Annotated in this window: 21 protein-coding genes; 9 read left to right on the top strand and 12 right to left on the bottom strand. The window is 64.3% G+C overall.

The features are described from left to right. Positions 1–277: 277 nt before the first annotated feature. Positions 278–583, top strand: coding sequence for a hypothetical protein (locus tag AC1DZP_RS08775; RefSeq protein WP_095091288.1), 306 nt, complete (start codon positions 278–280; stop codon positions 581–583). Between the two features lie 19 nt (positions 584–602). Here the strand turns inward: AC1DZP_RS08775 and AC1DZP_RS08770 are convergent, their stop codons facing one another. Next, the gene (locus AC1DZP_RS08770; RefSeq protein WP_477301632.1) at positions 603–1,355 is read right to left on the bottom strand and encodes a GntR family transcriptional regulator; all 753 of its coding nucleotides are present in this window, start codon (positions 1,353–1,355) and stop codon (positions 603–605) included. Between the two features lie 102 nt (positions 1,356–1,457). Here AC1DZP_RS08770 and AC1DZP_RS08765 point away from each other — a divergent pair, with 102 nt between their 5' ends. Next, a complete protein-coding gene (locus tag AC1DZP_RS08765; protein ID WP_477301630.1) occupies positions 1,458–2,003 on the top strand; it encodes an autotransporter in 546 nt (181 codons plus the stop codon). Between the two features lie 49 nt (positions 2,004–2,052). Here the strand turns inward: AC1DZP_RS08765 and AC1DZP_RS08760 are convergent, their stop codons facing one another. The 3 genes from AC1DZP_RS08760 to AC1DZP_RS08750 form a co-directional block, all read right to left on the bottom strand. Continuing rightward, a complete protein-coding gene (locus AC1DZP_RS08760) occupies positions 2,053–2,883 on the bottom strand; it encodes an aldo/keto reductase (RefSeq protein ID WP_477301628.1) in 831 nt (276 codons plus the stop codon). Between the two features lie 110 nt (positions 2,884–2,993). After that, on the bottom strand, positions 2,994–3,626 hold the full coding sequence (locus AC1DZP_RS08755) for a Vgb family protein (protein ID WP_477301626.1): 633 nt from the start codon (positions 3,624–3,626) through the stop codon (positions 2,994–2,996). A gap of 46 nt (positions 3,627–3,672) precedes the next feature. Then, positions 3,673–4,893, bottom strand: coding sequence for a helix-turn-helix domain-containing protein (locus tag AC1DZP_RS08750; RefSeq protein ID WP_477301624.1), 1,221 nt, complete (start codon positions 4,891–4,893; stop codon positions 3,673–3,675). A gap of 452 nt (positions 4,894–5,345) precedes the next feature. Between AC1DZP_RS08750 and AC1DZP_RS08745 the strand changes: the two genes are divergently transcribed. The 4 genes from AC1DZP_RS08745 (at position 5,346) to AC1DZP_RS08730 (ending at position 8,034) form a co-directional block, all read left to right on the top strand. Next, a complete protein-coding gene (locus AC1DZP_RS08745) occupies positions 5,346–6,098 on the top strand; it encodes a DUF899 domain-containing protein (protein ID WP_477301622.1) in 753 nt (250 codons plus the stop codon). Between the two features lie 229 nt (positions 6,099–6,327). After that, positions 6,328–6,603, top strand: a complete 276-nt coding sequence (locus tag AC1DZP_RS08740) for a hypothetical protein (RefSeq protein ID WP_477301620.1) — start codon at positions 6,328–6,330, stop codon at positions 6,601–6,603. Next, complete coding sequence (locus tag AC1DZP_RS08735; RefSeq protein WP_477301618.1) at positions 6,600–7,604, top strand: zinc-dependent alcohol dehydrogenase family protein; 1,005 nt, start codon at positions 6,600–6,602, stop codon at positions 7,602–7,604. Before AC1DZP_RS08740 ends, AC1DZP_RS08735 begins: the two co-directional genes overlap by 4 nt. A gap of 157 nt (positions 7,605–7,761) precedes the next feature. Continuing rightward, on the top strand, positions 7,762–8,034 hold the full coding sequence (locus tag AC1DZP_RS08730) for a hypothetical protein (protein WP_095091279.1): 273 nt from the start codon (positions 7,762–7,764) through the stop codon (positions 8,032–8,034). A gap of 36 nt (positions 8,035–8,070) precedes the next feature. Here the strand turns inward: AC1DZP_RS08730 and AC1DZP_RS08725 are convergent, their stop codons facing one another. From AC1DZP_RS08725 to AC1DZP_RS08690, 8 genes are all read right to left on the bottom strand, one after another. Beyond that, positions 8,071–8,928 carry a sigma-70 family RNA polymerase sigma factor gene (locus tag AC1DZP_RS08725; protein WP_477301616.1) on the bottom strand — a complete coding sequence of 286 codons (858 nt, stop codon included), beginning with the start codon at positions 8,926–8,928 and terminating at the stop codon, positions 8,071–8,073. Next, positions 8,928–9,401 carry a carboxymuconolactone decarboxylase family protein gene (locus AC1DZP_RS08720; RefSeq protein ID WP_095091770.1) on the bottom strand — a complete coding sequence of 158 codons (474 nt, stop codon included), beginning with the start codon at positions 9,399–9,401 and terminating at the stop codon, positions 8,928–8,930. Before AC1DZP_RS08720 ends, AC1DZP_RS08725 begins: the two co-directional genes overlap by 1 nt. 136 nt (positions 9,402–9,537) lie before the next feature. Next, entirely contained in the window at positions 9,538–10,536 is a 999-nt protein-coding gene (locus AC1DZP_RS08715; RefSeq protein ID WP_477301614.1) for a bestrophin family protein, read from the bottom strand. Positions 10,537–10,727: 191 nt separating this feature from the next. Next, on the bottom strand, positions 10,728–11,885 hold the full coding sequence (locus tag AC1DZP_RS08710; protein WP_477301612.1) for a substrate-binding domain-containing protein: 1,158 nt from the start codon (positions 11,883–11,885) through the stop codon (positions 10,728–10,730). Positions 11,886–11,965: 80 nt separating this feature from the next. Continuing rightward, on the bottom strand, positions 11,966–12,970 hold the full coding sequence (locus AC1DZP_RS08705) for an ABC transporter permease (RefSeq protein ID WP_477301611.1): 1,005 nt from the start codon (positions 12,968–12,970) through the stop codon (positions 11,966–11,968). After that, the gene (locus AC1DZP_RS08700) at positions 12,967–14,544 is read right to left on the bottom strand and encodes a sugar ABC transporter ATP-binding protein (protein ID WP_477301609.1); all 1,578 of its coding nucleotides are present in this window, start codon (positions 14,542–14,544) and stop codon (positions 12,967–12,969) included. Before AC1DZP_RS08700 ends, AC1DZP_RS08705 begins: the two co-directional genes overlap by 4 nt. 105 nt (positions 14,545–14,649) lie before the next feature. Beyond that, entirely contained in the window at positions 14,650–15,402 is a 753-nt protein-coding gene (locus tag AC1DZP_RS08695) for a DeoR family transcriptional regulator (protein WP_477301607.1), read from the bottom strand. A gap of 148 nt (positions 15,403–15,550) precedes the next feature. Then, positions 15,551–16,171 (bottom strand): TetR/AcrR family transcriptional regulator, encoded by a 621-nt coding sequence (locus AC1DZP_RS08690; RefSeq protein WP_477301605.1) that lies wholly within the window; start codon positions 16,169–16,171, stop codon positions 15,551–15,553. A gap of 290 nt (positions 16,172–16,461) precedes the next feature. On the opposite strand from AC1DZP_RS08690, the gene AC1DZP_RS08685 reads away from it, so the two are divergent. The 3 genes from AC1DZP_RS08685 to AC1DZP_RS08675 are packed head-to-tail and all read left to right on the top strand — an operon-like array spanning position 16,462 to position 20,262. Continuing rightward, entirely contained in the window at positions 16,462–16,959 is a 498-nt protein-coding gene (locus AC1DZP_RS08685; protein ID WP_095091275.1) for a (2Fe-2S)-binding protein, read from the top strand. Beyond that, positions 16,956–18,014 carry an FAD binding domain-containing protein gene (locus tag AC1DZP_RS08680; RefSeq protein WP_477301603.1) on the top strand — a complete coding sequence of 353 codons (1,059 nt, stop codon included), beginning with the start codon at positions 16,956–16,958 and terminating at the stop codon, positions 18,012–18,014. Before AC1DZP_RS08685 ends, AC1DZP_RS08680 begins: the two co-directional genes overlap by 4 nt. After that, positions 18,004–20,262, top strand: a complete 2,259-nt coding sequence (locus tag AC1DZP_RS08675) for a xanthine dehydrogenase family protein molybdopterin-binding subunit (protein ID WP_477301601.1) — start codon at positions 18,004–18,006, stop codon at positions 20,260–20,262. The genes AC1DZP_RS08680 and AC1DZP_RS08675 overlap by 11 nt, the downstream gene beginning before the upstream one ends. The last annotated feature ends 58 nt before the right edge of the window (positions 20,263–20,320 follow it).

Genomic DNA, 20,320 nt, shown 5'->3' with positions numbered 1-20,320 from the left:
ACCACCTGTTCACCATGTGACGGCGTTCCGATTGAAGCCGCGCCGCATCCGCTTAGCCTGACCTTGCATCGCGTCCCCAACGTGGTGCGTCCCAACCGCCCCCTGGCGACCGACGTTTTCAAGTTCCCTCTCGCAGTATATGTCGGTCGCCAACCTCGCCTGATCCCGCCAAGTTCCGACATCGTCGAGACTAGCCCGCTGGCGCAAACTTTGGGTTGACCGGCCCGGAGCGCGAGGCGACACTTCCCCGACGCTGGAAGTGCGAGGAGGAAAAGCGATGGACGAGCCCGAACGGTGGCGCCACATGTCGACGGCGCCGAGGGATGGCAGCCGCATCCTGGTCACGGTTCGCCCGTCCGAACAGGGGCCGGCGGAAGTCGACCTCGCCTATTGGTCGCGCGCCGACCAGTTCGCCAGCGAAGGCTGGCGCGCGTCGGACTCCTCGCCGGGACGCGTCGTCGAATACGCCGAACCGGAACTGAAATGCTGGATGCCGCTGCCGACAGCCAATCTCAGCCGCGCCTCCATGCCGGCCCCCTGGGAGGGTGACGACGCACAGCAGCTCGACGGCTCGGGGATTTGAGGCGCAAAGCCTCAGGCCATCAAGCGAAGTCTTGCAGATTGGTTTCCCGGAGCTTGGCGCCCGCCAGCAGGGCTTCGAGCACCTGCTTCTTGAGATTGAGGCACTGCGATCGGGCAAGCTTGACGATGCCGGAAACGTCGCTCACCTCGCAGGCATGAACCAGGTCCTTCTGCTGACCGATGATCAGCTGCGTGAAGTCGCGCGACCTGAATCCGAGGTGGAGAGCCCTCTCCGACTGGTCGAGTATCTGGCCCAGCAACTGCGCCAGGCGCGAATTTCCGGACAGCTCCGCCAAGGCAAGACGAAAGGCACGATCCGCCGCCAGGAATGCAACGTGGCTGCGCAGCGTCTCCGGCTTCAGCACCTTCCTGGCTGCCTGCCTGACATCTTCGAGCCCCCGCTCGGTGAGCCCCGACGCACCCACCCTGAACACTTCCGGCTCGATCAGACCGCGGACATCGAAGATCTCGGTGACATCGCGCAGCGTCAGTGGCGTGATGACATAGCCACGGCGCGGCTCGCTCCTGACCAGGCCCTCCTGCATCAGCCGGGTCAGCGCCGCGCGGATCGTCGCCTTTCTGATCAAATATCGATCGCCAATCTGCTTTTCCGTCAGCGTTTCACCGGGGCGCAGCACGCAGGCGACGATGTCGCTCTTCACCTGCTCATACGCCTGCTCGCTGCGCAGCAGATCGGCGGTCGACGGCGCCGCGGCCGTGCCGGCGGACAGTGCCGGTTTCGTCGATGCGGCAGTCAAATCACGAGGAGTCATGCTTGTTCCGTTCTGGCGATCCGGTTGACGCCGCCATCGACTTTAAGTAGCTTTGAGCATCTCAGAATGATCATCTGGTCACCTCAAAAGGGATAACTGGCAATGGCTGTTCCGGTTGGCTCGCCTCTCTACGCCGTCGTCGATGATATCGTCAACGCCGCCGGAAGTCCCGATCCCCTCGCACGAATAAGGGCGGTGTTGGGCGACCATACGAACCGTCTCCATGCCTTGGGGGTGCTCGTTCATGAAGAAGAGGACGACGAGGTGCTTCTCCATGCAAGCCGGAATTTGACGATCTATCACATCACGCTGTCGCCTGGTCTGCAGTACCCGCCGCACAACCACCTGATGGACGCGCTGATCGGCATCTACAGGGGTGGCGAGACGAACTTCATCTATCCCGATGCCGCCAGCAAGCTCGATGCCCCGCGACGGCAGGACTTCACCGCGCCCACCGTGCTGCACCTGCCCCGGCAGACCGTGCATTCGGTCGCCAACACCGGCAGCGCACGGTCCGGCGCGCTTCATGTCTATCTGGGCGATCTCCCGGCGACCCACCGACAACTCTGGGATCTGCAAAGCAATCAAGCCGAGCCGTTTGACAACGATCGCTATCTGGCCGGCGCCCAGCCCATCGAGCGATCTTGAGGCAGGCGCCCTTCTCCCACAAACAAGGGGAGAAGGGAGAGCCTTCCCCTCAGAACAGGAACGACGCCGTGGCGGGGTTTGGGCCGGTGCGGCCGTTTGGCGAATCCATGCCCCGGATTGTCTGCAGGTCCTGCGCATCCAGCTCGAAATCGAAGACATCGAAATTGGCGGCGATGCGATCCCTGCGGATCGACTTTGGAATGACGATCAGTCCTTCCTGAAGGTGCCAGCGGATGATCGTCTGCGCCGCGGACTTGCCATGCTTGTCGGCAATGCCCGCAATGGTCGGGTCGTTCAGCAGCCGACCGCTGCCCAGCGGGCTCCAGCTTTCGATGCGGATGTCGTGGCTGGCATGAAAGTCCCTGATACCGCGCTGCTGGAACTGGGGATGCAGCTCGACCTGGTTGACCACTGGCGTCACGCCGGTCTCGCCGATGATCCGCTCCAGATGGTCCTGGTTGAAATTCGAAACGCCGATCGACTTGATGCGGCCGGCCTGCCTGAGTTCGACCAGCGTCTTCCACGCCTCGACATATTTGTCCTGGCTAGGCACCGGCCAGTGGATCAGGAACAGGTCGAGTTGCTCTATGCCGAGCTTCTCCATCGTCTCGTCGAAGGCGCGCAGCGCCGCATCGCGCTGGTGTGCGCCGTTGCGCAGCTTGGAGGTGATGAACAGCTCACCTCTCGGCACACCGGAGCTGCGGATCGCCTCTCCAACCCCATCCTCGTTCCGATAGCCCTCGGCGGTGTCGATCAGACGATAGCCGGCCTCGATCCCCCAACCCACCACCCGGGCGGTGATATCCTGGTCGACTTGCCACACGCCAAGTCCGAGCTGGGGAATGGCGGAGCCGTCGTTCAACGGTATCTGTTCAGGCATGGCTGGTCCTTTGCAAACAATGATCCGGGCGGTCCGCCCGGCGCATGCCCTATCTAGGTTCGACAGGAGCAACGACCAGTCGACGGCGGTCGAATTCGCCGGTTGCGAGCTCATCTCGGCCGGCGCACCGCCCGCACCACCCCGGCCGATACGCTGCCGCAGAACAGGCGTTCTCCGCCATCGGATTCCAGTCCCGAGACGCCCATGCCGGCCGGCATGTCGAGCTTCTCCAGAACCTTGCCGGTTTGCGGGTCGACGCGGCGCAGGTCGCTCTGCTCGCCCTCCCAGGTGGCGTGCCACAGCTCGCCGTCGACCCAGGTCACCCCGGTGACGAAGCGGTTGGATTCGATGGTGCGCAGGATTGCCCCGGTCTCGGGGTCGATCTGGTGAATCTTGCGCTCCCGGTACTGGCCCACCCAGAGCGTTCCTTCGGCCCAGGTGAGCCCGGAGTCGCGTCCGCCGCCGGGCGCCGGAATGGAGGCCAGCACCTTGCCGGTGTCGGGGTCGACCTTCTGGATGCGATCCCCGGCAAGCTGGAAGAAATGACGGCCGTCATAGGCGGTGCCTGCGTGCGCGGCGACATCGATCGAGCGCAGCGCCTGCCCGCTTTCCGGATCGAAGGCGTTCAGTTTCTCACCGGAGGCAAACCAGACGTTGCGCCCGTCGAAGCTTACCCCGTGCACGGTGTCGACGCCCGGAAAGGGTCCGTATTCGCGCAGGATTTCGGCCGCTGAATGTTTCATGTCTTTGTCCTCACTGAGATGATCGGGCATTTTCAGGGATCATGCTCTAACCGTTCGGCAGCGGGGCCGGGAGTAACAAGGTCGTCGTGAAACCGGCCACAGGCGGCGTCATCCAGCGGCGCGCCCGGCCGTGCCCGAACGACTGCACCTTGCCGGCCTCGCCAAGCTGCTCGAGCGCCCGCTGCACGCTGCGCTGGCCGGTGCCAAGCGCCAGCGCCAGCGCCGAACTCGCCCAGGATTCACCATCGGCAAGCAACGCCAGCACCGCCGCGTGCCGCTCCTCGATCGGCCGTGCCAGCACCACCACTTCGGGCGCCTGGCGCGGCGCCAGCGCAAAGCCTTGGCTCGTGGCATTGATGTCGGCAAGCGTGCGCAGTTCGGCGCGCAGTCGGCCGATCTCGACCCGCAATCGGGCCCGATGCGATTCATCGGCGTGCCTGCCGCCAAAAGCCTGTGCGATAAGCGTCGCTCGCGACACATCCGCCGGCCATGCTTCGGCCAGCGTACGCGCCAGTGCAAACAGCACCGGGCGCGTTGCCAGCGAGACCATGGTTTCCTGCTGGCGAACGAGATAGCGCAAGGCATCGACGACCAACGCCGGCGACGCCTGCAGCGCCTCGACCTCCTCGAGCAGCAAGGGGCGTTGCTGGCCACGCGCGATCAGCCGCGCCGCCGGCGCGTCCAGCGCCAGGAATGCGTTGTCGACCTCGGCCATCAGCCCCGGAATGCCGGCCCGACGGGCGGCGTGTCGCGCCCACTCCAGCGCGGTACGCGCGGCCCTTGTCTTGAGGCGCCGCATCGCGATGCCGGCGACGGCCAGTTCGTGCGCGGCTCTCGAGGCCGGCGGAAGCGGCGCCGGGTCGAGCCCGGCCAGCACGTCTTCTGCCTCGTCGAGGCGGCCAATCAGCAACAGTCGCCGTACCTTGAGATGGCCGGCATGCGCGGCGTTCAGCCGGTCGCCATGCTTTTCCAGCGTCGCCCGCGCCGCATCCAGCGATTTGGCGGGCCAGCCCAGGTCCCGCGAGACCAGCGCGATCTCCGCCTCGGCGACGACGCATCTGGCGCGCGCCACCGCCTCCTTCGGACCGAAGGCGCGCGCGGCCCGCCGCAATAGCGCCTTGGCGCGGTCGAGGTCGCCGAGCTGCGCCATCGCGATGCCGCGCAACGCCAGCGCCGGCGCGTCCTCGCGCAGGGCGACGCGGTCCAGCGCCCCGAGTGGATCGCCCGCGGCCAGCGCCAATGCCGCTGCCGTGATCAGCGAGTCCATTCAAATCCCGTCACACTTGTAACTCCCACCCCTGCACTGCCCGCCCTAACTTAAGTCATGACCGCCAACCAGCAAGCCGTATCGGCAACAGGCGGCACACCAGGGAAAACAGCAATGACTTGGATGATGACCTAGCCATCAGGACAGGCGGAAGGCGCCGTGGCCGCCGTTGACGCCAATATCGGCACTCGTAGCCTGAGCATCTCAGGTATCGATATTAAGCATCTCGTAAAGGACAAACGACAATGCCTGACTCCGACGATCTGCCTCTCCTCGCGACGAACGACACGGTCGAGCGCGCCGGGCGCCACCCCTGCTGCGGCGGGCCTGCCCATTCAAATCCCGTCACACTTGTAACTCCCACCGGGGCGCTTCATCGCCCTACCCTGCCTCACGATCCGCAAGCAACAACGCGCCGCGCTGGCGCCACAGACTGACAAAGGAGACGAGCAATGACCAAGCACATCGCAATGAAGACCCCACCAATCGTTTCACAGCAGGCGTGGGAAGCCGCGCGCGAAGAACTGCTGGTGAAGGAGAAGGCCACACTGCGCGCCAAGGACGCGCTGGCCGCCGAGCGCCGGCGCATGCCGTGGATGGAAGTGGACAAGGCCTATGTGTTCGAGGGGCCGAACGGCAAAGCGAGCCTGCTCGATTTGTTCGAAGGCCGCCGCCAGTTGATCGTCTACCGCGCCTTCTTCGAGCCAGGGGTTCATGGCTGGCCCGATCACGCTTGCCGCGGCTGTTCGCTCGGCGCCGACCAGGTCGGCCATCTCGCCCACCTCAACGCCCGCAACACCACGCTTGCCTATGCCTCGCGCGCACCGCAGGCCGACATTGCGCGGCTGAAGAAGCGGATGGGCTGGGAGATGCCTTGGTACACCATCACCGATAGCTTCGACAAAGACTTCGGCGTCGACGAATGGCACGGCCACAACGTTTTCATCCATGACGGCGACCGGGTATTCCGCACTTATTTCATCAACAGCCGCGGGGACGAGGCGATGGGCACCGTGTGGAGCTACCTCGACGCAACGCCGCTCGGCCGCCAGGAGATCTGGGAAGACTCGCCCGAAGGCTATCCGCAGACCCCGCTCTACGGCTGGTGGAACTGGCACGACAATTACGATGCCGCGCCCGACCAGAAATGGGCAGAAGTGTCGGCTGCCGGCGAAGCGGCGTTCAGGGACAAGGACGGCCAGTAAGGATCTGCTGAGAGTGTCCGGCCGCCATCCAGCTTGGGTTCCTCGCCCCCGCCAAAGGCGGGGGAGAGGTGGCCGCGAAGCGGCCGGAGAGGGGGCTTTCGTAGGACGCGGCCCCTCTCCGTCTCGGCTTCGCCGAGCCACCTCTCCCCCACTCTCGTGGGGGCGAGGAACCCAAGTCCTGGCGAGCAGGTCGCACGCACCAAGGCATAACCATCAAGGGAAAAGGACCATGAGCGATATCCATACCGGTGCCAGCGGCGCGATCCCTGCTGAAGACACAAGCCCGACCACCCCTGGCCTCGCCGACTGGCTGTGCCTCGCCGCGGCACCCACCTTCGCCCTGATGGCGCTGTTCAGCTGCATTCAGAATGGCGATGCGGCTATCCTGTGCATGGGTGCGAATGCTTCGCTGCTGACCAGCATGCCGGTGATGTATCTCCTGATGAGTGCCTTCCACCTGGCGCCGTGGCTGAGGGTGATGTCCGGCCGGCCGGTCCGGCAATGAGACTGGTCAGGCTGAGAGTGCCGGGTGGCTTGGGCAACCTCGAACTGGTGGAGGAAGACCGTCCCCAGCCAGGACCGGGTGACGTGCTGGTCAGGATCCGGGCCTGCTCGTTGAACCTGCGTGACGATTTCGTCGTGCAAGGCAAGATGCCGCTCGCCGACGGCCGCGTTCCGCTGTCCGATGGCGCGGGCGAGGTGATCGAAGTCGGCGACGATGTCGATGCGTTCAAGGCTGGAGACAGCGTCGTCAGCACCTTCTACCCCTGGTGGCTGGGCGGTGACATGACGCCTGCCACCAGGCGCGACATACCGGGAGAAAGTTTCGACGGCTTCGCCAGCGAATATGTGTGCATGCCGGCACACGCCTTCACCAAGGCCCCGGTGGGCTACACGCATGTGGAGGCGGCAACGCTCACCTGCACCGGCGTCACCGCCTGGCGCGGCCTGGTTGTGTGCGGCAAGGTGAAACCCGGCGACACCGTGCTGGTCCTCGGCACGGGCAGCGTATCGCTGTTCGCGTTGCAATTTGCAAAAGCCGCCGGCGCCCGGGTCATCGCCACGTCTTCCGACGAGCAGAAGCTGGAAAGGCTCGGGCGCCTTGGCGCCGACGCCGTCATCAACTACAAGGCCGTGCCGGACTGGGGCCAAAACGTCAGGGATTTGACGGATGGACGCGGCGTCGATCACGTGATCGAGGTCGGCGGCCCCGCTACGCTGACACAGTCGATAGCGGCCTGCCGGACGGGCGGCCATATCGCCCTGATCGGCGTCCTGACCGGCTTTGCGGCGGAAGTGTCGATCCCGGCCCTGTTTTCGAACCAGATCCGCATCAGCGGGATTTCGATCGGCAGCAGGGCGGACCAGGAGGACATGATCCGGGCGATAGAGGTCAACCGTCTGAAGCCCGTCATCGGCCGCAGTTTTGCGCTTGAAGACATCGCCGGTGCCTTCACGCACTACGAATCCCAACGGCATTTCGGCAAGGTCTGCCTCGAACTTTGAGCGTCCGAAGGCGGCAACCCCGCAGCCCAACCGCGCCGATCATCCATCAGCAACAGCTAATTGACAGCCGGGAGGAAACGGCGCTGACTGGCTGAACAGGTGGATCGCACAACAGGCGGACGATATCGACCGCCGGCGCCGCCTTGGGGAGGATGCCATGCCAACCGTAATTGGCCATCACAACATCACGAAGGACAGCAAGCACTGGCTCAGTTCACCCAAGCGCAAGGAGCTTTTCGGCGCCCTGGGGATCACCAACATCCGCACGTTCGTCGATCCGCAGAATCCGAAACGAGTGGCCCTGATGATGGACGTCCCGGACATGGATGCCCTTGCGACAATGATGCAGAGCCAGAAAGCCGCTGACGCGATGGTCTACGATGGCGTGGTGCCGGAATCGCTGGTGATCCTGGTCGAAGCCAAGGGTTGATGCGCGTCGCCTGAATCCGTTTCAACGCGACGCGCTTTAATGCAAGTGGCGGAGCTTGTCGGGGTTGCGCACCACATAGATTGCCGCGATCTTTCCGTCTTCGATGTCGAGTGCGGTCGTCTGCAGTTCGCCATCGGCTTCCAGCGTGATGAAGCCGGGCAGTCCATTGACGAAACCGACACGAACAAGCGTCGAGCCGTTCTTCTGAAGCCAGGCCGCCACACGCTCGTATTGCTGCATCACGGCATCGAACCCCAGGACCACTTCCGTGGCTGCCGGACGCTTCCCGCCGCCATCGGCATGGGCGCTGACATCGGCCGACAGCATCGCGCCAAGCGCCTTCATGTCGCCGCTGCGCGAGGCGGCGAAGAAGGCCTCGGCGAGCTCGAGGCCGCGTTGCTTTTCCACCTTGAAACGCGGTCTCGCCTGGCGGACATGGGTGCGCGCGCGGGCAGCGAGCTGACGGCAGGCGGCGGGTTCGCGCTGGATGGCGGCCGCGACCTCCTCGAATCCCAGCCCGAACACATCGTGCAACAGAAAGGCCGCCCGTTCGAGCGGCGAAAGACGTTCCAGCACCAGCATCATCGGCAGCGTGACGTCTTCCACTTCGTCCTCTTCCACGACGGGATCGGGAAGCCAGGGACCGACATAGGTCTCGCGCTGGCGGCGCGCGGATTTGAGCTGGTCCAGGCAAAGCCGCGTGACGGTGCGGCGCAGGAATGCCGCGGGCTCCCGCACCTCGCCGTGGTCGGCCCGCATCCAGCGGATGAAGGCCTCCTGCACGACATCCTCGGCATCCGCCACGGAGCCAAGCATGCGGTAAGCGACGCGCTTCAGCGTCGGACGCAGCGGATCGAAGGCCGCCGCCGCATGCTCGGTCCCTGCGCCCGTCATCAGGCGGCCGCCGCCTTGGCCGCGGATCTTATCGCCGCCGGATCGGCCCAGCCACCGAACCCGACTGCAAGGCGGTTGTAGCCATTGATGACATTGATCATCAAAGTGAGCTTGACCTGCTCCTCCGGCGTGAATTCGGCCTCCAGGGCCTCGTAGGCGCTTTCGTGCGTATGACCTTCGCAAATCCGCGTCAGCGCCTCGGTCCAACCGAGCGCGGCGCGTTCGCGGTCGGTGTAGCAAGGCGCCTCGCGCCACGCCGACAGCAGGTAGATGCGCTGCTCGGTTTCGCCGTCCTCGCGTGCGAACACCGTGTGCATGTTGAGGCAATTGGCGCAGCCATTGATCTGGGATGCACGGATCTTCACAAGCTCGGCCAGGCTGGGCTCTAGGCTGGAGGAAATGGCGAAGGATGCGCGCTGCCATTCCTTCATCAGCGAGGGGGCAGCGGCGAAGAGATCAAGTTTTGCGGTCATGATTGGCTTCCTTCTGTTGGTGCCGACCTCATGACGAGTCAGGATCCGCCAGTGTGACATTAACGCCAGGTTTTTATCGCCAGCCAGCGCGAGAGATCGCCCCCAGCACCTGGTATCGGCCGTCGGCGACGCTTGCCTAGGTCGCGATATCGTTGACTGGCAGCAATGGCTTGGGGAGGTCAACCTCACCAAGCCCGGTGCGCAGTTCGATCTCGATGTCGCGACAGATTTGCGAGATCGGAACATCGTTGGCGTTGCCCTCGAAAGGGTTGGCACTGCTCTCGCCGACCTGGTCGAGAGACATGTATGCCCACCCCAGGAGTGTGCTGAACGGGATCGTGAGCCAGATCGCGATCGGGCCGAGTGCGCCACCCAATTTGCCCATGTCGGCAAAGACTGGAACGACGCCAAATGGCAGCAAGGTGCAAAAGATCATGACGAACAAGGAACTGACGATGGCGTATTGCCGGGGATATGGATTGTTCTTGATGCGATCGCACCGAGCCTGCTGATCATGGAAGTCGCGGATCAGCTTGATGAGTTCGGCATAGACCTGCGGAGGGATTTTGGCCTCCTTGAACAACGCATTGACCTGGACCGATTGCATTTCAAGCAGGATTAGCGCTGGACGACGCGACTTCAGGACGTCGTCGGCTGGTTCGCCCAGCAGCGGACGCAGTTCGTCGGCGATCGAGCCCGCATCCTCCTGGATATGGTAACGCCGCCGGAATTCGACATTGGCCGCCCGCCCCATGGATTCCCACGGCATCGGCCGCCGCAGGGCGAACCGCAGGGCCGTCAACCAGGCGAGATGGCGGTAGATGAGTTGCCTGGCTGTCGGCACATCGTTGAAGTCCCTGCAGAAATTGGACCACAACCGGCTGCTGGCTGTAATTTGCGCAAAAGCTTGCAGCGCTTCACTGCTGCGGGTGAATACCTGCGAATTCTTGAACCCGGCAACGAGTGACACGGTGGTGCCGAGCACGAGCACGACCGACCATGGCACCGAAAACCCGGCGATGCCCGGCACACGGTAGGCCGCCACGGCCAGTGCGCTCACCACCACCATGTAGATGACACTGCCCCGCGACCAGAGAGCGAAATCTACCACCTTGTAGGAACGGCCTACATACATCGGGTGCCCTCGAAAGCGTGGACGACAAGCGAATCAAGCCATCACGCCTAGCATACCGTTTGCTCACCATGAATGGCCGTCTTGGCATGAAGCCGTCTGTTGCGAGGCCGATTTCCCAAAGCGCGTCGCGTCCAATCTTACCAAAGCCATGGGCACGGGGTCGCCTCCGTGCCCATGGCCTTTCACCTACCTCAATTGCACTTCGGCTTGGCGCTGTTGCAGGCGTCGACCAGTTCGGCCGGCGGATCCTTGTGGAACACGGTCTTGAAGGACTCCAGCACGTTGGACTGCACCACCGGCAAGGACTGGACACCGACCCAAGCGGGCGTGGGTTCACCGATCAGCGCCTTCATCATCGCCAGCGCTTCGGCAACGCCCTGGTCATAGGGGCGCTGCGAACCGGTTGCCTTCAGCGGCCCACCCTTGGCGATTTCGATCGCCGACTGCAGGCCGAGATCGACAGTGGTGATCGGAATGTCGATGCCTTGCGCGCGCATCGACGACAGCGTGTCGAGCGCCGGCTGATCCCACACCGCAAACAGGCCCTTCACATCGGGATTGCCGGTGAGGAAGTCGCCGGCGATCTGCGACACCTTGGAGGGATCGGTGAAATCAACCTGCTTCATGACGATGTCGGGCCGGTTCTTCTTCATCCACTCGCCGACGCCCTTGGTGCGCTCGTTGGTGCTGAAATAGTCGACGCCGAAATTCACCAGGCCGATCGTGCCGCCCTTCGGCATGCAGGAAGACAGGATCTGCGCCGCGATCTGGCCGTTGCCCTGGCTGTCGGCCGAGATCATCGAGGCAAAATCCTTTGGAGATTCGAGGCCAACCGGGATGCTGTCCATGAACACCAGCTTGATGCCGGCCTCGCCCACCTTCTTGTAGGTCGGGGCCGTCGCGGTGAAGTCGACCGGAATGGAAATGATGCCGTCRGGATGCTGCTGGATGGTGTTCTCGATATCAGCGATCTGCTTGTCGACCTGATATTCGGCGGACGCGACGCCGGTCACGGTCACGCCATACTTGGCCAGCGTTTCGCTGATGCCTTGCACCTGCAGTTGCGACCAGTCGAGGTTCACCGTCTGCATGGAAATGCCGACCTTGAACTTGCCGGCCTTGACCTTGGCGGCTTGGTCGTCGCTCAATTTCAGCTCGTCGGGCGAGGCTGCCTTTTCACCGTGCGGGCCCTGGCCGACAATGCCCTTGGGACCGAGCGTGGCCATGTCGACGCCGGTAACGCAGGTTTCCGGCGTTTGCGCCGAGCTTAGGGATGTTGAGAGCGCGAACGCGCTGGCGGCGATGCTCAATCCTAGGAAAAGCGAGTGGATTCGTGCCGAGTGCTTCATGACTTTCCTCCGTTGATCGTTGACGTCTCTGGTGCCGTTTGGAGCCGGCAATTTTCTGCTGATATCCGCGGGCGCGCGCCTTACCTCCTCGTGAAGGCGACCGCGGCGACGATGATTGCTCCCTTGATGACGAGTTGCAGCGACGAGCTGACGCCAAGCAGCACCAGCCCATTGTTGAGCGTGCCGATGATCAGGCTGCCGAGCAGCGTGCCCAGCACGAAACCGCGACCGCCAAACAGGCTGCAGCCGCCGAGGATCACCGAGGCGATGACATCGAGCTCCATGCCTTGCACGACATCGGGCCGCGCCGCATGCGAACGCGCCGACAGGATCAGCGATGCCAGCCCGGCGAGCGTTCCGGTCAGCACGAAGGCCAGCGTGGTCACCTGCTTGATATGGACGCCGGAATAGAGCGCCGCAGTCGGGTTGCCGCCCGCCGCATAGACGCGCCGCCCATAGACGCTGTAGTGGAGCAGCAGGATGCCGGCGATCGTGACGCCAAGCGTCCACAGGATCGGCGCCGGGATGCCCAGCACCGAGCCTTCGCCGAAGATCGCGAAATAATAATCGTTGGTGATGATGACCGGCTTGGTGTTGGTGACCATCAGCGCCAGACCGCGCGCGCCGCTCAACGTGCCCAGCGTCACCAGGAAGGACGGGATTTCGAGGCGGGTGGTCAACACGCCGTTGATCAGCCCGATCAGCGCCCCAGTGCCCAATCCGGCTAGCGCGCCGACGACCCAGTTGTTGGCGACGAAAGCCATGGCCAGCGACGCGCTCATGCCCGAAAGCGCCAGCGTCGAGGCGACGGACAGGTCGATCTGCCTGGAGATGATGACGAACGTCATGCCGACGGCAATGATCGAGACCAGTGTCGTCTGGCGGCCGATGTTGAGAAAATTGTCGATCGACAGGAACCAGGGCGACGCCAGGCTGAAGACGATCAGCATGACGGCGAAGGCGACGTAAAGCATATAGGGACGCTCGCCCTGAAGCAGATGCCGCAGCGCTGAGCGACCGCCTGGCTGGTTGGCGGCTGCCCCCCTTGCCACTGGTGGATTTGCCGGGCTTTGGGTGTCGGTCATGCCGCGTGCTCTTCCGATGGCTGCGAAAGTTGAATGAGGTGATGGAGATCCTCGGCGCTGCCGAATTCCTGTCTCGAAATCGTCTTGGTGATCCGGCCATCGACGACGATCGAGACGCGGTCGCAGAGCTGAAGCAGTTCGGAAAGATCCGAAGACACCAGCAGCACACCGCTTCCCGCCGCCGCTGCGGCGCGAATGACGCCGTAAATCTCCTCGCGCGCACCGACATCGACACCAACCGTCGGCTCGTCGAGCAACAGCACGCGCGGCCGCGGCTCGTTCCATTTGCCGAACACGACCTTCTGCTGGTTGCCCCCGGACAGGTTCTTCACCGTGGTCGATGCGCCTGGCGCCTTGACGGCCAGCCGATGCATGGCGGCGTCGGCGTGCTCGCTCGCCGAGCGGCGCTGCAGCCAGCCCAGGCGCGAGAAATACGGCAACCGTGGCAGGGTCAGGTTGCGCTCGATCGAATGTTCGAGGACCAGGCCCTGGACGTGCCGGTCCTCCGGCACCAGCGCTATGCCTCGCCGTATCGCCGCGGCCGGATCGGTTCCGTTCAGCGAAACGCCGTCGAGGCTGGCATCGCCCGACTGGACGGGCAGCAGCCCGAAGATCGTCTGCAGGATTTCGGTGCGTCCGCTACCGATCAGGCCGGCAAGGCCGTGGATTTCGCCGCTGCGCAGTTCGAGATTGGCCCGGTCCAGCCTGTCATTGCTGACGCCCCTCAATTCGAGCACGGGCTTTTCAGGGGAACCAGGGCGGGCAGAGGACATCACGCTTTGCCCCGCTGCCGTAGTACCCGCCTTCAGAACGGCGTGATCCGGCCCGACGATCGCGCCGACCAATTGCCTCATACTGGTCTGTGACGTGATAAATGTTCCGGCGTTCTGCCCGTCGCGGAATACGGTCACCCGGTTCGAAATCCGGAAGACCTCATTGAGGCGATGCGTGACGTAGATCACCCCGACGCCCCGCGCGGCAACAGCACGGATCGCCTCGAACAGGATCTTCTCTTCATCGTCGGTCAGCGCCGAGGTCGGCTCGTCGAGGATGAGCAGGCGAACGTCGCCCATCAGCGCCTTGGCGATCTCGGTCATCTGGCGATAGGCAAAGGGAAGCGACCCGACCAGGGCGCGCGCATCGAGCGGGATATTCTGAGATTTGAGGAAGGCTTCGGCCTGCGCCACCAGCTGGCGTTTTTTCAGGAAGCCGAAGCGGGTCTTCGGCTCCCGTCCCAGCATCAGATTGTCGGCAACCGAAAGCGATTCGACCAGGCTCAGATCCTGGTAGACCACCGCCACGCCGGCCTCACGCGACTGGGCGGGCGAGGCGAACGAGACAGGCTCGCCGTTGATCTCGATCGAGCCGCCATCATGCACATGCACGCCGCTTAGAATCTTGATGAGCGTCGATTTGCCGGCCCCATTTTCACCAAGCAGGGCGTGCACTTCACCGGATTTGATTTCGAGACTGACGCCGCGCAGCGCATTGACACCGCCGAACCGCTTGCTGACGCCCTCGACGCGCAGCAAGGGTGTCCCGGACGATGGCGAAATCGAACCCTGTTCGATCATGACGCCTGCATTTCCTTCCGTTGACGCGTCCCCTACCCCGATCGAGATTGTCTTTTGAGACTTCTCTTACTTTTTTTGTGACTTTTCCATCAGGCCGGCGAAATGTCAAACGAAGTCAGGCGGCAGTTGGAATGATTCCGGCCCTACCTCCCCATGTTCGGTGATGACGGCGTCGAAACCGTCCATCGGCGCGAAGAAGGCGCGCTTGAGCTTGCCGATCTTGCTGCTGTCGACGACGAGGTAGTTTTCGCGCGCCAGGCCCATCACCTTCTGCTTGACCACCGCCTCGTGGAAATGCTCGCAGGTGGCGCCACGTTTGGCATCGACGCCGGCGGCCGACAGGAAGGCTGCATTGATGCCGACGCTCTTCAAAATGTCGAAGTCATGCGTGCCCGAGAAAGACGCCGAAGCCGGATGATAGACGCCCCCCAGCATGATGATCGTCACATTGGCCTTGCGGGTCAGGCGTTCCGCGACATTCATGGCGTAACATATTGCCGTTATTCGATAATCATCGGGAATGAGGTCGATCAGATGGATCAGCGTCGTGCCGCAATCGATGAAGATCGTCTCGTCGGGCCGTATCTTCCGCACCGCGTGTGCGCAGGCTTCGCGCTTCGCCGCCGCATGGCTGTCGGCCGCGGTCGCCAGTTCGTAAGGAGCGTCGGTATCGATCTCGGCCGCCGCCAATATATGTCCGCCGAGAAAGGCGATCTGCCCCTGATTGGTGGCGATGTCACGCCGCACCGTCATCTCCGAGACGCCGAGCAGCGTTGCCGCTTCGCTCAGATGGATAACCCGCCGTTCCGATAGCAGATGGATCAGCCGGGCTGTCCTTTGCGCTTTGCGAGCAGTCATGCGTTGGGCCTGTCGGTCACCTGAAATGTGAGGAATTTAACAACCGCTCTCACTCAGTTGCAAGCGCGGTGTGCGAATCCGCCTGCCATGACCAACGGACAGCCCGGCTGCAGGGCTCTCGCCTGCCCTGGACCGATCGCGCAGACGATCAGGCCTCAGTAGATTTCCCCGCCCCGAACCGCAGACCGTCCATCAGCAGCGACACCAGCCGGCGTGAGCGGTCGCGCCATTGCGGGGTGTCGGGTGCCGAATAGATGCCCGACAGTGCGTGCAGCACGTCGGAAGCGTCGACATCGCCGCGGATCGTGCCTTCGGCCACAGCAGCCTCGACCAGTTGCCGCAAGGCCTGCGAGACGCGGCCCGACGTGTCGGAAAACAGCGTCGAATTGGTGGTCAGCAGGATGCGCAGGCTGGTCGCCAGGCCACGCTTGGTGGCGATATAGTCGACGAAGCGCTGCATCCACTGTTCCAGCGCGACATCGGACGGGTATTTTCCGGCGAGCTCGCCGGCAGCCGCGCACAGCGCCTCCGCCTCGCGCCGGTAGACCACCTCGACCAGGTGCTCGCGGGTCGGAAAATGCCGGTAGAGCGTACCGATGCCGACGCCGGCTCGGCGCGCGATCTCTTCCAGCGAGGCGTCGATGCCACGCTCGGCAAAGACGGCGGCCGCCACCTCGACCAGCCTGTCACGGTTGCGCTGCGCGTCGGCGCGCAACGGCTTGGCCTCTTCGACCTTCTCTTCGGCGATGGCGGACGGCTCGGCGGCCAATTTTTTCTCCACGGTGTGGCGGGGGGCTTGAACCCGGCCGGGTCAGCCCCCACGTAATAAACGGAGGCGCCTCCGTTTTAGTGGAGCACCTTTATCATATAATAAGGCGAACCGGTATGTCACGTGCTGAAAGTAGCTTCCCCCCGCCCGCTGGGAGGTCGGTGACGACCGATGAGTGCAATCTCCCCATACGGAGGGATCAGCCAACCTGACCGCAAGGTAACCTTGCTCTTCCCCAGCAAGGCACCAGATGATTCCCATTCGCGTCAAGCAATTGGAGCCAGACGCCCATGACCAGCCTTCCCCTCGCTCTCACCATCAACGGACACCGATACGAACTGGAGGTCGATCCACGCGTCACACTGCTTGACCTGCTGCGCGAGCGGCTTGAGCTCACCGGCACCAAGAAGGGCTGCGACCGCGGCCAGTGCGGCGCTTGCACGGTACTGGTCGATGGCAAGCGCATCAACTCCTGCCTGGCGCTTGCCGTCAGCCATGACGGCGCCAAGGTCTTGACCATCGAGGGTGTCTCCCATGGTGAAGACCTGCATCCGGTGCAGGCCGCCTTCATCGCCCATGACGGCTTCCAATGCGGTTTCTGCACGCCGGGTCAGATCATGAGCACGCTCGGTCTGATCGCCGAGGCGCAAGCCGGCGACGATCCCGAGCGCATCCGCGAGGGCATGAGCGGCAATCTCTGCCGTTGCGCTGCCTATGGCGGCATCGTCGAGGCCGTCCTGGAAGCCCAGGAACAACTGGCCAAGGCCGACCGGAGGACCGCGGCGTGAAGAACTTCGATTATATCAGGCCCACCACCATTCCCGACGCCATTGCGGCGGCGGCCGAGCCGGGTTCAGCCTATCTCGCCGGCGGCACCAACCTGCTTGACCTGATGAAGGGCGGCGTCACCAGCCCCGAGCGTATCGTCGACATCTCGCGCCTGCCGGAGCTCAACCGCATTGAGCGGCTGGCCGATGGCGGCCTGCGCATCGGCGCGCTGGTGCGCAATGCCGACCTCGCTCATGATCTCGAGTTCGCCAGATCCTATCCGGCGGTGGCGGAGGCCTTGCTGTCGGGCGCCTCGGCCCAGCTTCGCAATGCCGCCACCGTCGGCGGCAATCTGTTGCAGCGCACGCGCTGCAGCTATTTCTACGACACCGCCAGCGCCTGCAACAGACGCGACCCGGGCGCGGGCTGCGACGCGCTGGGTGGCGAGAACCGGCTGCATGCCGTGCTCGGCTGGAGCGACGCCTGCATCGCCACGCATCCATCGGACTTCTGCGTGCCGCTGGTGGCGCTCGACGCCGTGGTCGAGATCGAGGGCAAGAAGGGCCGGCGTCATGTGACGCTGGAGGAATTCCACCGGCTTCCCGGCGAGACGCCGCAGCGGGAGAATGGGCTGGAGCCCGGCGACCTGATCGTTGGGGTGCGCCTGCCGGCGGAGGCCGCCTCCTTCTCCGCCAATGCCCGCTATCTCAAGGTACGCGAGCGCACCTCCTATGCCTTCGCTGTTGTCTCGGCCGCCGCTGCCCTTGTCGTCGAAGGCGGCAAGATCCGCCAGGCGCGGTTGGCACTGGGCGGGGTAGCGGCCAAGCCATGGCGGGCGCGTTCGGCGGAAGCGGTCCTGCTTGGCGCCGATGCCGACGAGACGGGCTTCGTCCGTGCGGCGGACGCCGCATTGGCCGATGCCAGTCCCTCCGGCGACAATGCGTTCAAGATCGAACTCGCGCGCCGCATCGTAGTCAGGGCTCTGATGTCTGCCCTGGCGGGAACGCCTGGACGGCTGCCAGCCCTTCCTGCCTCCCCATTTTCCTCCATTCCCGGAGTGCGCCATGACGCTTGAACTCAGCCTCAATCAACAACCCGCCCATCTCCGGCAGGGCTCCAGCATCGGCCAGCCGCTGACCCGCCGCGATGGTTTTCTCAAGGTCACCGGTGCCGCCCGTTACGCCGCCGACAATCATCCGCCCGGCATGCTCTACGCAGTACTGGCCGTCAGCAGCATCGCACGCGGCCGCGTTGCTTCACTGGATGTCAGGGCGGCCAAAGCGCACGAGGGCGTGGTCGAGGTGATGACGCCTCAGAACCGGCCGCCACTCGCCACCGATCCGGATGCTAAGAACAATCCCTTCATGTTCCGGCTCGACCTGCTGCAGAACGATCGTATCCGCTACCCGAACCAGACCATCGCCGTGGTGATCGCCGAAACGCTGGAGGCGGCGACCGAAGGAGCAGCACTGCTGTCGCCGCGCTATGAAGCGCAGCCGGCGCGCGTTGGCCTCGACGGCGCCGAAAGCTTTGTGCCGGGCGGTGTCGGCATCGGCAGTCCTGCGGTGCACCACAAGGGCGATGTCGAGGCCGGTCTCAAGTCGGCGGCGACGCGGATCGAGGCGACCTACGAGACGCCGGCCCAGTACCACAATGCCATGGAACCACATGCGATCGTCGCCGCCTGGGATGGCGACAGTCTGTCGATCGACACGCCAAGCCAGGGTCTCGCCATGGCACAGGGCCGCATCGCTGGCCTGTTCGGCATCGCACCGCAAAACATCCACATCCGCAGCCCTTTCCTGGGTGGCGGCTTCGGTTCCAAGGGCATGATCTCCGGGCCGCAGGTGCTCGGCATTCTGGCGGCGCGTCTCGTCGGTCGTCCGGTCAAGCTGGTGCTGCGGCGCGAGCAGATGTACGGGCCAGTCGGCCATCGCGCGCCAACGCGCCAGACCTTGCGCATGGGCATGGACAGCGAAGGGCGGCTGACAGCGATCGACCATCACGCCAAGACCGCATCGAGCACGTTCGACGATTTCTTCGAACCGGCCGCCGATGCCTCGCACACGCTCTATGCCAGCCCGGCCATCGCCACTTCGCACGAGGTGGTGCGGCTGGACACGGGCACGCCGCTGTTCATGCGCGCCCCGGGTGAAGCCACCGGCTCGATCGCGCTGGAGAGCGCCATCGATGAGGCGGCCGCGGCCTGCGGCATGGACCCGCTGGAGTTTCGGCTGCGCAATTATGCCGAGGTCGAGCCGATGACTGGCAAGCCGTTTTCGTCCAAGGCGCTGCGCGAATGCTACACGCAGGCATCGGAGCGCTTCGGTTGGCAGCGCCGTCCGCTCCAGCCGCGCCAGATGCCGGACAAGGATGGCTTTCTGACCGGCTGGGGCATGGGCACGGCGACCTTTCCGGCGATCATGTTCCAGGCTGAGGCGCGTGCGGTGCTGAGGGCCGACGGCAGCGGCCTGATGGAGACCGGCGCGCAGGACATGGGGCAAGGCGCCTGGACCGCCTTCGCCCAGATCGCCGCCGACGGGCTGGGGCTCGACATCGACCTGGTCGATTTCAGGGCCGGCAGCTCCGACCTGCCCAACGCAGGCATTGCCGGCGGCTCCGGCCATACGGCGACAGCCGGCATGGCGATCCACAATGCCGGAGCCGCCGTCATCGCCAGGCTCGCCGATCTCGCCACCGGCCATGAAGCCTCGCCGTTGTTCGGCGCCGGCAACGAGGGCGTCCTTGCGCGTGGCGGCCGCCTCTACCGGCGCGACGACGAAAATCGCAGTGAAAGCTATGGCGAGATCCTGGCCCGTGCCGGGCTCGCCGAGATCGATGGGCGTGGCACGGGAACCCCAGACCCGTCGACGCGGGAGGCCTATGCCATGCACGCGCACGGCGCTGTGTTCGCCGAAGTGAAGGTCGATCCCGATTTCGGCCAGATCCGCGTCACCCGACTGGTCGGTGCCTTCGCCGCCGGGCGGGTCATCAATCCGCGGCTGGTGCGCAGCCAGTATTATGGCGGCATGATCTGGGGCGTTTCCTTCGCGCTGCATGAGGAGGCCGTCACCGACCGGCGCTCGGGCCGTATCCAGAACGCCAACCTCGCCGAATACCATGTCCCGGTGAATGCCGACGTGCCGTCGGTCGAGGCGCTGCTGGTCCACGAGGACGACCCTTACGTCAACGCGCTCGGCATCAAAGGCGTTGGCGAAATCGGCATCACCGGCACGGCTGGCGCCGTCGCCAATGCGGTCTGGCATGCAACTGGCGTGCGCCCCCGGCGCTTTCCAATCCGGATCGAGGACCTGCTGGGATGACGAGTGATCCGCGTAGCGGACAGAAGGCCAGTTGCCTGGCTTTCCAAACGACGAATGC

The organism is Mesorhizobium sp. P2_F8, from assembly GCF_056403655.1.
This window is presented reverse-complemented; position numbering and strand designations above follow the sequence as displayed.

What these genes read in the sequence shown, in the direction of transcription:
- AC1DZP_RS08700 (WP_477301609.1), bottom strand. Translation starts at nt 14,544, where the DNA reads ATGATCGAACAGGGTTCGATTTCGCCATCGTCCGGGACACCCTTGCTG.
- AC1DZP_RS08730 (WP_095091279.1), top strand. Translation starts at nt 7,762, where the DNA reads ATGCCAACCGTAATTGGCCATCACAACATCACGAAGGACAGCAAGCAC.
- AC1DZP_RS08685 (WP_095091275.1), top strand. Translation starts at nt 16,462, where the DNA reads ATGACCAGCCTTCCCCTCGCTCTCACCATCAACGGACACCGATACGAA.
- AC1DZP_RS08775 (WP_095091288.1), top strand. Translation starts at nt 278, where the DNA reads ATGGACGAGCCCGAACGGTGGCGCCACATGTCGACGGCGCCGAGGGAT.
- AC1DZP_RS08745 (WP_477301622.1), top strand. Translation starts at nt 5,346, where the DNA reads ATGACCAAGCACATCGCAATGAAGACCCCACCAATCGTTTCACAGCAG.
- AC1DZP_RS08765 (WP_477301630.1), top strand. Translation starts at nt 1,458, where the DNA reads ATGGCTGTTCCGGTTGGCTCGCCTCTCTACGCCGTCGTCGATGATATC.
- AC1DZP_RS08725 (WP_477301616.1), bottom strand. Translation starts at nt 8,928, where the DNA reads ATGACGGGCGCAGGGACCGAGCATGCGGCGGCGGCCTTCGATCCGCTG.
- AC1DZP_RS08735 (WP_477301618.1), top strand. Translation starts at nt 6,600, where the DNA reads ATGAGACTGGTCAGGCTGAGAGTGCCGGGTGGCTTGGGCAACCTCGAA.
- AC1DZP_RS08695 (WP_477301607.1), bottom strand. Translation starts at nt 15,402, where the DNA reads ATGACTGCTCGCAAAGCGCAAAGGACAGCCCGGCTGATCCATCTGCTA.
- AC1DZP_RS08715 (WP_477301614.1), bottom strand. Translation starts at nt 10,536, where the DNA reads ATGTATGTAGGCCGTTCCTACAAGGTGGTAGATTTCGCTCTCTGGTCG.
- AC1DZP_RS08740 (WP_477301620.1), top strand. Translation starts at nt 6,328, where the DNA reads ATGAGCGATATCCATACCGGTGCCAGCGGCGCGATCCCTGCTGAAGAC.
- AC1DZP_RS08705 (WP_477301611.1), bottom strand. Translation starts at nt 12,970, where the DNA reads ATGACCGACACCCAAAGCCCGGCAAATCCACCAGTGGCAAGGGGGGCA.
- AC1DZP_RS08720 (WP_095091770.1), bottom strand. Translation starts at nt 9,401, where the DNA reads ATGACCGCAAAACTTGATCTCTTCGCCGCTGCCCCCTCGCTGATGAAG.
- AC1DZP_RS08770 (WP_477301632.1), bottom strand. Translation starts at nt 1,355, where the DNA reads ATGACTCCTCGTGATTTGACTGCCGCATCGACGAAACCGGCACTGTCC.
- AC1DZP_RS08675 (WP_477301601.1), top strand. Translation starts at nt 18,004, where the DNA reads ATGACGCTTGAACTCAGCCTCAATCAACAACCCGCCCATCTCCGGCAG.
- AC1DZP_RS08755 (WP_477301626.1), bottom strand. Translation starts at nt 3,626, where the DNA reads ATGAAACATTCAGCGGCCGAAATCCTGCGCGAATACGGACCCTTTCCG.
- AC1DZP_RS08750 (WP_477301624.1), bottom strand. Translation starts at nt 4,893, where the DNA reads ATGGACTCGCTGATCACGGCAGCGGCATTGGCGCTGGCCGCGGGCGAT.
- AC1DZP_RS08760 (WP_477301628.1), bottom strand. Translation starts at nt 2,883, where the DNA reads ATGCCTGAACAGATACCGTTGAACGACGGCTCCGCCATTCCCCAGCTC.